This window comes from Geothrix mesophila (genome assembly GCF_022808835.1).
GTDB classification, from domain to species: Bacteria; Acidobacteriota; Holophagae; order Holophagales; family Holophagaceae; genus Geothrix; species Geothrix paludis.
Genome location: NZ_JAKZLD010000001.1, coordinates 545,346 through 559,776 on the forward strand (window position 1 = coordinate 545,346; position 14,431 = coordinate 559,776).

Below are 14,431 nucleotides of genomic sequence, written 5' to 3' on the forward strand. Positions count from 1 at the left end.
AAGATAACGATTGTCGTCACTCGTTCCTAGTCTACTGGATCGAATGGTCGATTCCTTCAGTGAAAATGGTCAGGGCCAGAGCAGGATCAAAAGGCTGAGGTCGGTCACCGCCCAGGCACCCAGGCCCCAGTACATGCCAGTTTCGTGCCGGTGGTCGCTCCAGGCGCGCCAGCCGGCCAGCCAGGGCAGGAGCACGGCCAGCCAGGCGGCCAGGGAGATCCCGAGGGGCCAGAGGTGACGTCCCAGGGCCATGACCGCGGCGCCGAAGAGCAGGTGAGCCACCAGGGCGGCGACCAGGGCCAGGGCGAGGCTTCGCCCCACGCCCACCCGGATCACCAGGGTGCGGTCGCCCCGGCGGGTGTCCTCCGCCACCTGGTAGATCTGGGTCATGGGGTAGAGGGTGGCGAAGAGGAAGGCGAAACCCCAGGAGGCCCATAGGATGGCCGCATCGAAGGGCCGCCCCGTGATGGCCCAGCCCGCCAGGGGCGTGAACAGGCCGAATCCGATGCAGTTGATGAGCAGGTCCCAGCCGGCCCGGGCCTTCAGGCGGATCGGGGGCACGGAATACAGGACGCTCATGACCACGCAGGCGAGGTTGATCAGGGCGAAGGGCCGCGGCAGGAGGAAGCCCAGGAGGGCGGAGGCAGCCAGCAGGGCGGACGAGAAGGCCAGGAGGTGCTCGGGGGGCTTCGGCGGCGCCTTCAGGTAGCCGATGTCGCCTTCGTCCTGGTCGAAGGCGCTGTTGATGGCCAGGGTGCCGCCGTTGAGCAGGGCGACGAAGACGAGCCATCCCAGCAGGGTGGGCGCGGCTTTCAGGGCCCAGCCAGTGGCCAGCAGGGTGCCCAACAGGAAGTGGGCCGTCATGATGGGCCACTCCAGGGGCCGCAGGTGCAGCACATAGGCCATGGCCCTGGGGCCCAGGAGGCGCTGGAAGAAGGCCCGGATGGGGAAGCCGCGGGCTCCTGCCGTCACGCGATGCCTTCGCGCCGCAGGGCCTGGACTTCGCCCGAGGGACGCCGGGGCTCCACCAGGGTCTCCATGGCCGCCAGCAGGTGGGGCACGCTGAAGTCCGTGTCCACGCACATGCCATGGGGCAGGGACAGGGAGATCACATAGCAGGGGATCTCGGGCATTTTCGTGAGGCCTTTGAGCAGCCGGTCCGTGCAGCTCACGGCCACCACCAGATCAGGCCGGTATTCCCGCGCCTCGCGGTAGGCCTTGTGGCTGCGGTTGGTGATGCGGCCCTCCCAGCGGTTCGTCAGCACCAGGTTCATGTAGTCGCCCACCGGGCACAGGCCGCAGTCGTAGCAGGCCTCGAGATCATCGAGGATGCCGGCCTTGCAGCGGGCCATCTGGATGCAGTGGGGAAGGAGGATGAGGGCCCGCCTGGCCCGGTGCGCGCTGAAGGCCTCGCGGACCTGCTGGTTGTTGTAGCCGCAGTAGGAGAGGATCCAGGCATCCTCCTGCCCGAACCAGCGGGCGATGGGCCTGAAGGCGTGGGCCCAGATGCTGTCCTGCCGGCGGATCGCCGCCCCGTTCCGGAGGAGGGCTTCGCCCCGGAGGAAACTGGGCCAGGCCGCGGCGAGGGCGGCCACACCCGCCAGCAGCCACCATCCGCGGCCGGCCGAATGGAGGGCCGCCACCGCGAACGCCACGACCGAGACGGCCGTGGGCAGGCCCCGCCGGATCCAGAGGAAGAGCGCGCCCCGTTCGTCCGGCAGGGTGCCGGGCTGGGGCAGGGCGCGGGCTTCCTTCACTTGGAGGCTCCGGCCAGGCCGATGATCTTCTTGAGATCGTCATCCTTCCAGCGGAGGCCGCCGCCGAAGAAGACCGTGCGGAGATCCTTGTTGCCGATGTCCTGGACGCCGGCCTGGACGTAGGCGCCCTTCCAGAACTGGTAGCTGGTGGTGAAGCGGTAGCGTGGATTCGGCTTCTCTGGGCGCTTGGTGAAGTCGTAGGCCAGGACGCCGAGCCGCAGGCGATCGTTGTCCAGGGTGCGGAGCTCGATGCCGCCGCCACCCTTGCCCTCCACGATGCCGGCGGAGAAGACGGCCGCGCCCAGGCGCTTGGCGAACTGGGCGGACACGGTGAAGCTCTGGTCCGTCGTGACGGACCTGGTCTTCTCGAGGACGGTGACGGGCAGACCCGTGACGGGGTCGAGCTGAGTCACGGTGCGGGTGCTTTCACTCAGCTTCCCGTCAGGCGTGGAGGCGAAGCCCAGCGCGTACCAGTAGTCCGGCTTGGGCGCGATCTCGAGGCCGAGGGCCACGCGGCTGTCGTTGCGCTTGTCCCACTGGGCCGCGTCCATGTCGAGGCGGAACTCCATCTTGTTGAATCCGCCCAGCAGGCCGTTCACGTTGTCGACGGCCTCGTTGATCTTCTTGATGGTGGTGTCGTCGTTCAGAAGCTTGCCGATGGTGCCCTGGCCGTTGTTGATGCGGTCGGTGAGGACCTTCAGGTTGTCCGCCGTGCCCTGGAAGCTCTGGGCCAGCTTGCGGACATCCGTCATCACGCCCTTCAGTTCCGGCCGGTTCTCCTCGAGGATGGCGTTGAGGTTCTTGCCCACGGTCTCGAACTGCTGGGCCAGCTTGGGCAGCTTGTCCCGCAGGTCGGCGGTGATGGCTTCGACATTGCCCATGGTGTTGTTGATGGCGCTGTGGTTCTCCTGCGCCATGGACCGGAACTCGGCGGTCAGCACGCGGATGTTGTCCACGATCTCGTCGATCTTCTCCCGGCCCTGCTCGCCGCCGATGGATTCGTTCAGGGCCTGGGTGACGCCCTTCACGTTCTTGCCGATCTCGGAGAGGGTCTCCATGAGGTTGTCGAGGCTGACGCCCGCCTTGCTGGGCAGGGGCTGGTCCTGGGGAAAGGGGCCCTTGGCGCTGTGGCCCGCGTCCAGATCGATGAACTTCTCGCCCAGGATGCCGATGGAGCCCAGCGACACGAAGGCGTCCGCATAGACCGGCACGGAAGGGTCCAGGCCCACCACCACGCGCGCCTTGCCGTTCTCGAGGGCGATGGTGCGGACATCGCCCACCTTCACGCCGGCGATGCGCACGGCGCTCTGGACATTCAGGCCCGCCACCGAGTCGAAGTAGGTGAACCGCTCGGACTGGTTCTTCTTGCCGCCGATCTCCAGCTTCTCGGAGCGGAAGACCAGCACCGCCAGAAGAACGATGGCGCCCGTGAAGAAGAGGCCGACCTTGGTTTCGGGCTTCATGGATGGGCCTCCTGGGATTTGCGCTTGGGCGGGGGCGGGTCTTGAAGGAACGGGCCGTCCGCGTCCCCCCGCAGGAACTGCTGGATGACGGGATGCGGGTTCGCCTTGAAGGCTTCCGGCGGCTCGCAGGCGATGCATTCGCCCCGGAAGAGCAGGGCGATGCGGTCGGCGATCTCGAAGGCGGACTTGAGGTCGTGGGTGATGGTGATGGTGGTGACGCCCAGCTCGTGCTTGAGGTCGAGGATCACGCGGCCGATGACGTCGGTCATCACGGGATCCAGCCCCGTGGTCGGCTCGTCGAAGAGGAGGATCTTGGGCTTGAGGGCGATGGCCCTGGCGAAGCCCACGCGCCGCTTCATGCCGCCGGAGAGCTCCGCGGGCTTCAGCTTGTCGGTGCCCTTCATGCCCACCATGGAGAGGCATTCATCCACGCGGGACCGGACCTCCTCCTCGCTGATGCTGAGGTGCCGGCGGAGGCCGAAGGCCACGTTCTCGAAGACGGTCATGGAATCGAAGAGCGCGGCCATCTGGAAGCACATGCCGATGCTCTGGCGGACCTTGAAGAGCTCTTCCCGCTTGAGCTGGGCGATGATCTTGCCCTCGATGGCCACATGGCCCGAATCCGGCGTGAGCAGGCCCATGATGTTGCGCAGCAGTACCGTCTTGCCGGTGCCCGAACCGCCCAGCACCACCAGGCTTTCGCCCTCCTGCACCTGCAGGTTCACATTGGACAGCACGACCTTCGGACCGAAAGCCTTGGACAGGTTGACGACATCGATCAGGGCCATGCCGTCACACCAGCAGGAGCTTGGTAAGGAAAAAGTCGGAGATCAGGATCCACAGCGAGCTGGTCACCACGCTGCTGGTGGGAGCGTTGCCCACCCCTTCGGCGCCGCCTTGCGTGCGGTAGCCCTTCCAGCAGCCCACGAGGGCGATGATCATGCCGAACACCAGGGCCTTGTAGAGCGCGATGCGAAGGTCCCGGAAGGCCAGCAGCTTGTAGAACTCATGGCTGTAGACGAAGGCGCTCTGGCCTTCCACGCCGACCAGGATCATGTAGCCGCCCCAGAAGCCGACGTAGATGGAGATCACCGTCAGGAGGGGGACCACCACGATGGAGGCCAGGAACCGCGGGACGAAGAGGTAGTGGATGGGATCCGTCGCCAGGCACTCCAGCGCGTCGATCTGCTCGGTCACCTGCATGGTGCCCAGCTCCGCGGCCATGGCCGAGCCGATGCGGCCCGAGAGCATGAGGCCCGTGATCACCGGGCCGAGCTCGCGGACGATGGCCAGGCCCTCCACCTGCGCGGCCAAGCCCTCGGCCTGGAACTGGCGGAAGCCGAAGGCCAGCTGCACCGCGAACACCATGCTCACCGCGACACTCGTGAGGATCACGACCGGCAGGGAGTGGACACCCACGGCCTGGAACTGGTTCAGCAGGTTCTTGCCGTCGAAAGGCCGCTTGAAGATGGCCACGAAGGTCCGTCCCGCCAGCGTGGCGAAGTCCCCGGCGGTATCGAGCGCGCTGAGGACGCTGGCACCGGTCTTGTCGATGAAGGTCAGAACCATGGGGCTCCGGGGGCAAAGAACCAGCTTACCCGAGTCAGCCCTTCTTCTGCCGGGCGCGGAGTTTTGACGCGCCGCCTTCTTTTTCCGTCTGGGCCGTCCGGCTCAGGGCCAGGGCATCCGCCGGCACGTCGCGGGTGATGGTGCTGCCCGCTCCGATGAGGGCGCCATCGCCGATGGTCACGGGAGCCACCAGCTGGGTGTCTGATCCCACGAACACGCGGTCGCCGATGACGGTCCGGTGCTTGTTCACGCCATCGTAGTTGCAGGTGATGACGCCCGCGCCGATGTTGGTGCCCTCGCCGATCTCCGCATCGCCGAGGTAGGCGAGGTGGTTGGCCTTGGCGCCGCGATGCAGCTTCGCCTTCTTGGTCTCCACGAAATTCCCGACGTGGACGTTCTCAGCCAGGTCGGTCCCCTCGCGCAGCCGGGCGAAGGGCCCCACCTTGGCGCCGGCCCCCACGATGGCTTGCTCGATGACGCAGTAGGGCCGGACCTCCACGCCTTCGCCCAGCACGGAGTCCGAGATCACGGTCCCCTGGCCGATGCGGCAGCCCTCGCCGACGCGCACCGCTCCCTCCATGCGGACGCCGGGTTCCAACAGGACGTCGCGCGAAAGGACCACCCGCGGGCCGACCAGTGTGCTGTCGGGATGGAGGAAGGTCACCCCCTCGGCCATCCAGTGCCGCTGGATGCGCCGCTGGGCCGCGGCCTGAAGGGTGGCCTGATCCTGCCGCGAGTTCATGCCCGCCAGCTCCTCGGGATCGCAGACCTCCACGGCCACGGGGAGCTCCCGGGCCACGGCCGCCACGGCATCCGTGAGGTAGTACTCCTTCTGGGCGTTGTGGTTGGTCAGACCCTGGAGGGCCTTCCTCAGGGCGGGCCAGGGGAGGGCATAGGCGCCCCCGTTCACGCGTTGCACCGCCAGCTGCTCGGGTGTGGCGTCCTTGGCTTCCACCATGGCCGCCAGGCGGCCGTCCGGATGCTGGATCACCCGGCCGTACGAGCCCGGGGTCTGCATGTCCATGGCCAGCAGTAGGGCCTCCGCGGAGCAGAGCCGAGTCACGGTGGCAGGAGACGTGAGGGGGACATCGCCGCAGAGGATGACCGCCTTGGAGGCGCCGAGCCGGTCGAGATCGGGGATGCAGACCTGCAGGGCGTGACCGGTGCCCAGGGGTTCACCCTGGTCCACGGCCGTGACGGGACAGGGCAGCAGGCCGGCCTTCCGCCAGGCTTCGAGCGCGCCCAGCACCAGCTCCTTGCCGTGGTGGACCACCACGATCGCCCCGCCCAGGTCGGGCGGCAGCGTCCGCAGGGCCCAGAGGAGGGAAGGGTCACCCAGGATCGGATGCAGTACCTTGGGAAACCGTGATTTCATGCGGGTTCCAAGCCCCGCTGCCAGGATCACCGCCACCGTCGACATACCGCCTCCAGTCTCCAGCCTACAACAGCCACAAGGTTCACTCGGTCGGGGCCCTCAGCAGCGCCAGCACGGACTTGGCGAAGGCTGCGGACTCGAATGGCTTCTCCAGGAATGCGATCCGGCGCAGGCCCAGGGAGCCGGGATCCATGGGCAGCGGCTGGCCCATGCCGATCACCAGACTGGGGATGGGCTGTTTCTGGAAGGCGCGGAGGGCCCGGTGGAAGCGCTCAAGCTTCGGGGTGCGCTCCAGGATCAGGGCGTCGGGCTGCGGCTGCCCTCGGCTTCCCCTCAGGAGGTGCGGCAGATCCTCGAAGCTCTCCGATCGCCCTCCCAGAAGGTGCACGAGGTCGGCCAGCGCGCTCCGGGCCAGTGGGTCGCCGTCCACGATCCAGAGCATTCGCCCGGCCAGCATGGGGCCGTTCAGCGGGCGTACCGACGTGACGGCGGGAAGGTACACCCTCGGGCGGACTCCCGCCTGATGGTCCCGCTCCAGCTCCAGCATCCCCCCGGCCTCCAGCACGGATTCCCGCAGCCAGCCCAGACCGAACAGCTCGCGGGACCAGCCCCCGGCTTCTCCCGCGGTTTCCGCATGGAGCAGGCCGAAGGCGTGGCCTCCCAGGTCCGCGGCCTCCAGCATCAGGACCAGGTCCTCCCGTCCCGTGCGGTCGCGGGCATGGAGCAGCAGCTGGGTCGCGATGCGCTTCAGGGACTCCGGCGCCACGGCCAGGGAGAGGGGCGCGGCGCGCAGGTCCAGGCTCCGGCCCGGTGGCAGGACCTTCCGCAGGCCGGGAAGCAGGTTCTCCAGCGCGGGCCGGCCTTCCACCTGGCCGCGTGCGGCTGGGGGCGGGTACAGGCGGCAGGAGGCCTCCTTCACCCGCCCGGCGGCTTCGCGGAGAACCCCGTCGGGAGCGTCGGCCAGCAGGCGGTCCGAGGCTGCGGAGAGGGCCAGGAGGGCATTGGCGCCAAGCCTGCGGCGATCCTCGTCGCCGCTGGCGCGGAGCGCCCCGCCAGACTGCAGGGTCAATGCCCCGGCGGCGGAATGGGCGATCCACACGAGGCCCATGCCGCGATCGAAGGCTGTGGCTTCCAGCAGGACTTCACTGAAGGTCCCGTCCTCGCTGACCTGGGTGGCCACCACGGAGGCGCTCCCGAATTGGAGGAGCTGGTCCCGGATGGCCTGCCAGACGGGCTGGTCGCCTCCCTGGAAGAGCGCGTCCATGACGTAGCCGCGCAGCTGATCGCGGGGCAGCCCCACCAACTGGCTGAACGGGCCATTGGATTCGAGGACGCGGCCCTGGTCGTCCACCAGCCACATGGGCTGGCGGGGATCGAGCCCCAGGGCCAACCCGGGGAGTTCCGCAGGGCCCGATTTCTCGATCAGGGCCAGGGCCATGCGGAGTCCCTGGCCCCGTCCCTCCACCCAGGCTCCCTGCTCCCGCAGCCACTGCAGCTGCTGGAGGGCGACCAGGCCAAGAAGCAGCCCCGCGAGGAGGGCCGATGGCCAGGAGAACCGCGGCGCGCCCGGCGGCAGCAGGAGCTGGGCCAGCGCGCCTGCGCCCAGGGTGGCGGCCCCCACCAGGGGCATCCGCAGCTCCAGTTGGCGACCGTGTGTCCACCGGTAGGCCAGGTCCGAAAGGACCAGCCAGAGCAGGGCTTCGAAGGCCGCGCCGATCCAGAACCTCACGACCTCCTGCCAAGGCAGGTGGAGCCTGGCGAGGAACAGGGCGAGGAAGAGGCTCGCTCCGCCGACCCCCACGGCCAGGCGCCTCACCCCTTGGACACCCTCCCGTTGGGCCTGAAGGAAAAGGGTGAATCCGAACAGGGCGGCGCCGAGCTGGGCCGCCGGCAGGGGTAGGCCGGTGAGGTAGGCCCAAGGCTGGGCCAGCACCGCGAGGATCCCGCCCAGGAAGTAGCCGTAGCTGAGCCCCACGCGTCCCCTGCGGCGGAAGATCCAGAACCCGAGCCAGGGCGGAAGGGGCAGCAGGAGGGCGGAAATCAGGTCCGCGAAATCCATGGTGTGCATCAGAGGAGCGTGGCGGGCCAGAGACCGCGGAGGGCGTTCAGGCACCAGAGCTGCCCTCCAGCGCAATCATCGAGGGTGATGGGAGCGCGCTGCACGCGCCAGCCCCGCTCCTCCGTCCAGCGGGGGAGGTCCATGCGCTCCGCCACGCTGGCCACGCGACCTTCGATCGGCGGCAGGATCAGGAATTCCTCACGCTCCAAGGCGACGGTGGCGATGGCGCTTTCAGCCAGGGTGCCGTCCGGCCACAGCAGCAGCGCATCCTCCGCGCCCCGTCGCCAGGCTTCGGAAAGCACCTGGGGCCGCCAGGGGCCGGAGAGCCCCTTGTGGAGCGCCAGCGGATCAGGCCGCAGATCCCCCATGGGATGCGGCATGGGCGCGAGTCGGTACGGCGCGGTGGCCTGGGGAAGAGGCTCCAGCCGTGCATCCAGGAGGTTGAGGTCCAGGTGGAGTTCCAGCCGCAGGGCCGCCTCCGGAGCGGCATGGCGCTCCAGCCACCGGCGGAGCTCCCCGGCGGCATCGTCCAGCCACACGGGGGATCGGCCCAGGGCGCCAGCCCCGGCCTGCAGGCGGTCCATATGGGCGTCCAGGTGCTGGGGTGATCCGTGGCGCACGGGTAGGGCGGTGCGGGGGACCGCGCCGGCATGGACATCCACGCCGGACAGCGTGGCGCCCGGCCCGAATTCGGCTCGCAGGGCCGGGCTCAAGAAGCGACCACCTGGGCGGCCCAGGGTTCCTGGCGGGCCCGCCCGGCGAGCCGTACGCCCAGCGCGGCGGCCTCGAGGAAATTCCTGGGATCCGCCATCCACTTGCCCGCCTTGTCGAAGGCGGTGCCGTGGTCGGGGCTCGTCCGGATGTAGGGCAATCCCAAGGTGAGATTCACGGCCCGGGCGGGCTCCAGCAGCTTGATGGGGATGAGCCCCTGATCGTGGTACAGCGCCACCACGAGGTCGAACTCGCCCGACACGGCGCGGTGGAACAGGCTGTCCGAGGGCAGGGGGCCCGAGAACCGAGGCGTCGAGGCGGCTTTCGGATCCCTCGGGAACGGGGACGGCAGGTCGGCGAAGGGCCCCGCGGGACCCGCCTTGCGGAAGGCGGCCTCGGCCCGGTCGCGGGCTTCAGCCAGCAGGCCTTCCTCATCTCCGAAAGCGCCAGCCTCTCCTGCATGCGGGTTGAGAGCGCAGAGGGCCACACGGAGGTCCGGATTCCCCGTGAGGCGGATGAACTGGCTTGCCGAGAAGGCCAGGGTCTCGGCCACGGTTTCCGCGTCCAGATCCTCCACCACGGAGCGCAGACTCTGGTGAACCGTGTGCAGCACGACGGACAGGCGGGGGCTGACGAAGGCCATGCGGACGATGGGCGCGCCAGCCAACGTCTGCAGGAACTCCGTGTGGCCGGGGATGGGGTATCCGGCGAGGTGCGCCGCGGACTTGGCCATGGGCAGGGTTGTCAGGGCATCCACACGGCCGGACAGGGCCATGCCCGCAGCCCACCGGATGGCTTCCACGGTGGCCCGGCCTGAGGCGGCAGAGCCGCGGCCCAGCTTCAGGCGATCCGCGCGGATCTCAGGGGTGGGATCCAGCCAGAGGGCGGTGGCCGACCCGCTCGGATCGCCCACCTCGAGGCCGCAGGCCGTTCCCAGAAAACCTTCCGGAGCGGGGGCGGGGGCGTCCGTCCACTGCCAGAAGGCGCGCCTGCCCTCGGTGCCCTGGAGCAGGTCCACGCCGGCACGGGAGCCCACCACCGTCACGTCCCCCCAGGAGCGCAGGGTCGGCAGCGATCTCAACAGCAGCTCGGGTCCGATGCCGCAGGGATCCCCCAAGGTGATGGCGATGTGCGGTGGGCGGCTCATGGTGGTCCCGGTCGGGCGCTCCCATCCTCAGTCGTAGGCGGGGATCTCCACCTCCGCGTTCAGCGACTCCTCCTTCTTGGCAGGGCGGCTGCGGCGGATCCGGGGTTCCTCCTCCTGCTTGTAGATGTACTTGATGTTGTGCTTGGGCACCAGGACATTGGGTTCTTTCACCCGATTGATCTTCAGGCAGTGCTTGTCGTACCACTCGATGACGCCACGCACCTTCTCGTCGTCCTGGAGCACGATCACCATCGGCGTCTTGGACTGCATCTGCTTGAGGTAGTAGAAGCTCTCGGCGTTGGTCTGTTCGGGTGGCGCGATCCTGCGCCGGGGACTCCCCAGCCCCTGGGGTGCGGTGGCCGCCGCTGGGTTGACCGCCGGATTCGGCTCTCCGCCCGCCGTGATGGGAGGCGGTACCGGCGTCATGACCTCCCCGCCTCCCCCCTTGGCGGGGATGCCCAATTTATCCTTGAGTTCGGTGAGGTTCGGTCGGATGAGCTTCCGATTCATGGCAGATCCTGGCCCGGTGGGCGGTGCGGGGGGATGTCAAAGGCATTGGCGTGTGGCCATTCCTTCTCAAGCCTGGGCGGTGCCTGCGCAAAGGCAGGATCCAAAAGCCGTAGAAGGGATGAACCACTTTGGCAGGTGCCAAGTGGACCCTGCAAGGGTGTGTCTTGATTTAGATGACGGAAAGCTGCCGGAAGTTTACGCCGGATCCCCGTGCTGTGCCAACGGCTCTCCTTGGTGACACACGGGTAGGAAAATCCGGACCCGGGTGCCCGCTCCAGGGCGGCTCCGGACCTCGATTCGCCATCCCATGGCCTCAGTGAACTTGTAGACCAGGCTCATGCCCAGCCCCGACCCCTCCTCGAAGCTGCCGGAGAAGGGCACGAACAGGCGATCCAGTTGCTCAGGAGCCATGCCGCAGCCGTTGTCTTCCACCTCCAGCTGGACCTGCCCGCCGGAAACGCTGGAGGTGAGCCGGACCCGGGGTCGCGGAACGCCTTTCACGGCCTTGCGGGCGTTGCTCAGGAGGTTCATGAGCATCCGGTGCACCCCGACCGGGTCGGCAAGAATAAACGTTGGCGCCGGCTCCGGCATGTCCAAGGGGAACCCTTCGGTCCGCGGGTCCATCTCCCAGCTCGCGCGGACTTCTTCGAGAATCCTGCCGAGGGGGAGCACCTGGCCTGGACCGGCTTCGGGCCGGGCGAGGTCGAGGAAGTCCGAGACGATGGCGCCCACCCGCTGGGTTTCCCGGTCCAGGATGCCCAGCACGCGCGACCTGACGTCCTCCGGAGCCTCTGGCCGCTGCAGGAGCTGAACGCATCCGCTGATGGAGGCCAGCGGGTTCCTGAGCTCGTGGGCGAGGCCCGCCGCCAGCTGCCCGATGGACGCCAGCCGCTCGCTGATCCGGGTGCGCTCCTCGAGGGCCTTGATCTCCGTCAGATCCTGGAACAGCAGCAGTTGGCCTGTTTCCTGGCCGCTGGGGGCCCGGAGGGAGGTCAGATGTCCGCCCAGGATCTGGGGAGGACGACCTGCCACCGGAAGTGCCACCTCGAAACGGTGCTGAGCGAGGAGGGGTTGCGCCAGGGGAAGCACCTCGTGGACGGGGAGGCCCAGGGGCACGGGATGACCCAGGATGGCGGTCGCGGCGGGATTCGCCGACGTGATCCGTCCATCCAGATCCAGCGTGATGAGACCGGAGGACATGGACTCCACGACTCGGAAGTGCAGGGCCGACAGCTCGTCCACCGTGGCTTCGCTGGCGCTGAGGTCTGTGCGCAGGCGGTCGAGGTTGCGGCGGATGAGCACCACCACCAAGGTGGTGGCGAAGATCTGCAAGGAGGCGATGCCGAGCAGGAAGGGCAGGTGCGTTCCATCAGGATCCGTGGTTTCGCCCGACAACCCGAAAGCCGGAAGCAGCCCGAAGGTGAAGCCCAGCACCAGGAGGATGTGGGTGATGGATGAAACGACACCCACCCAGACGATCCCCGTGGTGCCCAGATAGAAGGCGGAGGCCAGCACGGGGAAGATGTAGAGGGTGGAGAAGCGCTCATGGGCGACTCCCTGGTACGCGATGACCAGGCTGACCAGGGCCAGGTCCAGCACCAGGTTCCACCAGATCCAGGGCAGGGCGGGCGTCGGGAAGATCTGGTCCCGGGCACGGAGGCCGAGGCTGGCCTCCCAGATCGACTCGAGAAGCAGCAGCACCAGGCAGGTCAGATACAGATCCTCGCCTGCGCCCACGACGCGCCCCTCGGCGGGCAGGGCCAGATGCAGCACGAGCAGGCCGAAGCTGGCGTAGAGCCGGAAGGCGAGGGGAAGGAACGGCTGGCTGGCGTCCGGGGCGCCCAGCCGGCCCAATGTGCGCTGGAGCATAGGGTCCAGCATGCCCGAATCTGGCATCCTAGGACCATGCCTGACCCTGCCCCCGTTCCCTCGCCTTCCCTGCGCGCCGCCGGCATGCGGCAGACGCCCCAGCGCGAAGGGATTCTCCAGGTCCTCCGGAATTCGGATCGCCCGCTCACGGTGGAAGAGATCTGGGAGCGCATGCCGGAGCGCCGTTCGGGCCTGCCCACGGTGTACCGGAACCTCGAACGCTTCGTGCAGGAGGGCTGGGCGGAGAGCATCATGGGTCCGGATCAGGTGATGCGCTTCGTCCGCTGCGACTCGCGCCGGCATCACCACCACCTCCAGTGCGAGCGGTGCGGTCGCACGGTGGAAGTGGACGCGTGCGGTCTCGACGAATCGCTGATCGAACTCGAGACCCTGTCGGGATTCCGCATCACCCGGCATCAGCTGATGCTGTTCGGACTCTGCCCCACCTGCCGGTCCGAAAAAGACCGTTGACCGTATCGCGCGCCATTGCTAGTCTTGATGTCTCACGCGGGTGTAACTCAGTGGTAGAGTGCAACCTTGCCAAGGTTGAAGTCGTGGGTTCAAATCCCATCACCCGCTCCACTCCACCCGGGCCGCGCAAGCGGCCCGGATCATGTCAGAAGCTTCATCGCACCAAACGCAAGGCGCCGTAGCCAAGTGGTAAGGCCCGGGACTGCAAATCCTGTATTCATCGGTTCGATTCCGATCGGCGCCTCCAATCAGCCCCCGCAAGGGGGCTTTTTCATGCGCCGATCGGAATCGAAGTCGCGGATGGCGCGGCAGGGCCTGCTACGGTGGTTCCGGAGATTCCACCCATGAAACGCGCCGCGGCTTTCTTCTGCGCCTGTCTCGTCGCATGCCTCCCGGGTCTCACCCAGGCTTCTCTCTCCGCGCTTCCCGCGCCCCTTTCGCGGCCCACGGTGGAAGAGGTGAGGAAGTCCATGGGCATTCCCTCTCAGGGCGATCTCCGGGGACAGCAGGATGCTGTGGGGTTTGCCTCGACGCCGAAGCAGATGGCCAAGGTGTGGGAACGGGCGGCCCTCCCGCCGGCGCCGGAGGCGCTCGGGCCCATGCCTTCCCCTGGGGTGGCCGGTCTCATCTGTCCCCATGACGACTACCTCTATGCAGGCCGGGTATACCGCCAGCTGATCCCGTTGGTGAAGGCCAGGACCATTGTTCTGGTGGGGGTCTTCCACAAGTACCGCCGCTTCGGCGCCAAGAACGCCCTGGTGTTCGATCCTTACCGGGCCTGGCACTCCCCGGATGGCGAGATCCCTGTCTCCGGCCTGCGCGAGGATCTGCTGAAGCGGATCCCCGCCACGGATGTCATCCAGGAGGCGGCCATGCAGGACAGCGAGCACTCGGTCGAGGCCATCGCCTACTGGCTGAAACACCAGGATCCGGGCGTCGAGATCGTGCCCATCCTCCTGCCCTCGGCCTCTTTCGAGCGGTTCCAGCAACTGGCCTCCCACCTCGGGAAGGCTCTGGCAGAAAGCATGCGGGCACGCGGCTGGACGCTCGGCCGGGATCTGGCCATCGTCATCTCCTCCGACGGCATCCATTACGGCGAGGACTTCAAGTACACACCTCACGGCAGCGGCGGTGTGCAGGCCTATACCGAGGCCGTCGAGCGCGACCGCCAGCTGCTGAAGGGCCCCCTGGCCGGGCCGGTGACGTCGGCGAAGGCCCGGGCCTTCTACGAGACGGTGGTCAATCCGCAGGATCCTGACCAGTACCGCATGCCCTGGTGTGGCCGGTTCTCCATCCCCTTCGGCCTTCTGCTCATGGATGAAACCGCCAGGAGCCTGGGTCGGCCTGCCCCGGTCGGGCACCCCGTCGCTTTCGGCACCTCCATCAGCTTCCCCCAGATCCCGGTCTGGGACCTGGGCCTGGGGGCGACCGCGGAGGCCAACCTCTACCACTTCGTGAGCTACCCCGGCGTGGCCTACACTCTGGGCGGGCAGTGACCCT

At 68.0% G+C, this 14,431-nt stretch carries 13 protein-coding genes and 2 tRNA genes; 4 read left to right on the forward strand and 11 right to left on the reverse strand.

Annotated features, from left to right (window positions below):
• Positions 1-69: 69 nt before the first annotated feature.
• From MLG87_RS02550 to MLG87_RS02600, 11 genes are all read right to left on the reverse strand, one after another.
• Positions 70-972 carry a UbiA family prenyltransferase gene (locus tag MLG87_RS02550; RefSeq protein WP_243293650.1) on the reverse strand — a complete coding sequence of 301 codons (903 nt, stop codon included), beginning with the start codon at positions 970-972 and terminating at the stop codon, positions 70-72.
• Positions 969-1,757, reverse strand: coding sequence for a DUF116 domain-containing protein (locus MLG87_RS02555; protein ID WP_243293651.1), 789 nt, complete (start codon positions 1,755-1,757; stop codon positions 969-971). Before MLG87_RS02555 ends, MLG87_RS02550 begins: the two co-directional genes overlap by 4 nt.
• Positions 1,754-3,220, reverse strand: coding sequence for an MlaD family protein (locus MLG87_RS02560; protein WP_243293652.1), 1,467 nt, complete (start codon positions 3,218-3,220; stop codon positions 1,754-1,756). The genes MLG87_RS02555 and MLG87_RS02560 overlap by 4 nt, the downstream gene beginning before the upstream one ends.
• Complete coding sequence (locus tag MLG87_RS02565) at positions 3,217-4,008, reverse strand: ABC transporter ATP-binding protein (RefSeq protein WP_243293653.1); 792 nt, start codon at positions 4,006-4,008, stop codon at positions 3,217-3,219. The genes MLG87_RS02560 and MLG87_RS02565 overlap by 4 nt, the downstream gene beginning before the upstream one ends.
• Positions 4,009-4,012: 4 nt before the next feature.
• Entirely contained in the window at positions 4,013-4,789 is a 777-nt protein-coding gene (locus MLG87_RS02570) for an MlaE family ABC transporter permease (protein ID WP_243286216.1), read from the reverse strand.
• A 34-nt stretch (positions 4,790-4,823) separates the two neighbouring features.
• The gene (glmU, locus tag MLG87_RS02575; protein WP_243293654.1) at positions 4,824-6,209 is read right to left on the reverse strand and encodes a bifunctional UDP-N-acetylglucosamine diphosphorylase/glucosamine-1-phosphate N-acetyltransferase GlmU; all 1,386 of its coding nucleotides are present in this window, start codon (positions 6,207-6,209) and stop codon (positions 4,824-4,826) included.
• Positions 6,210-6,246: 37 nt separating this feature from the next.
• Positions 6,247-8,223, reverse strand: coding sequence for a PAS domain-containing protein (locus MLG87_RS02580; protein WP_243293655.1), 1,977 nt, complete (start codon positions 8,221-8,223; stop codon positions 6,247-6,249).
• Between the two features lie 8 nt (positions 8,224-8,231).
• Positions 8,232-8,936, reverse strand: a complete 705-nt coding sequence (locus MLG87_RS02585) for an aminotransferase class IV (protein WP_243293656.1) — start codon at positions 8,934-8,936, stop codon at positions 8,232-8,234.
• Complete coding sequence (locus MLG87_RS02590; protein WP_243293657.1) at positions 8,933-10,081, reverse strand: PdxA family dehydrogenase; 1,149 nt, start codon at positions 10,079-10,081, stop codon at positions 8,933-8,935. Before MLG87_RS02590 ends, MLG87_RS02585 begins: the two co-directional genes overlap by 4 nt.
• A gap of 27 nt (positions 10,082-10,108) precedes the next feature.
• Complete coding sequence (locus tag MLG87_RS02595; protein WP_243293658.1) at positions 10,109-10,591, reverse strand: LSm family protein; 483 nt, start codon at positions 10,589-10,591, stop codon at positions 10,109-10,111.
• A 195-nt stretch (positions 10,592-10,786) separates the two neighbouring features.
• A complete protein-coding gene (locus MLG87_RS02600; protein WP_243293659.1) occupies positions 10,787-12,472 on the reverse strand; it encodes a two-component system sensor histidine kinase NtrB in 1,686 nt (561 codons plus the stop codon).
• Between the two features lie 24 nt (positions 12,473-12,496).
• On the opposite strand from MLG87_RS02600, the gene MLG87_RS02605 reads away from it, so the two are divergent.
• From MLG87_RS02605 to amrB, 4 genes are all read left to right on the forward strand, one after another.
• Positions 12,497-12,931 (forward strand): Fur family transcriptional regulator, encoded by a 435-nt coding sequence (locus MLG87_RS02605; RefSeq protein WP_243293660.1) that lies wholly within the window; start codon positions 12,497-12,499, stop codon positions 12,929-12,931.
• Between the two features lie 36 nt (positions 12,932-12,967).
• Positions 12,968-13,042 (forward strand) — tRNA-Gly (locus MLG87_RS02610).
• Between the two features lie 61 nt (positions 13,043-13,103).
• Positions 13,104-13,178, forward strand: a tRNA-Cys gene (locus tag MLG87_RS02615).
• A gap of 223 nt (positions 13,179-13,401) precedes the next feature.
• A complete protein-coding gene (gene amrB, locus MLG87_RS02620) occupies positions 13,402-14,427 on the forward strand; it encodes an AmmeMemoRadiSam system protein B (RefSeq protein ID WP_243293661.1) in 1,026 nt (341 codons plus the stop codon).
• Positions 14,428-14,431: the final 4 nt, after the last annotated feature.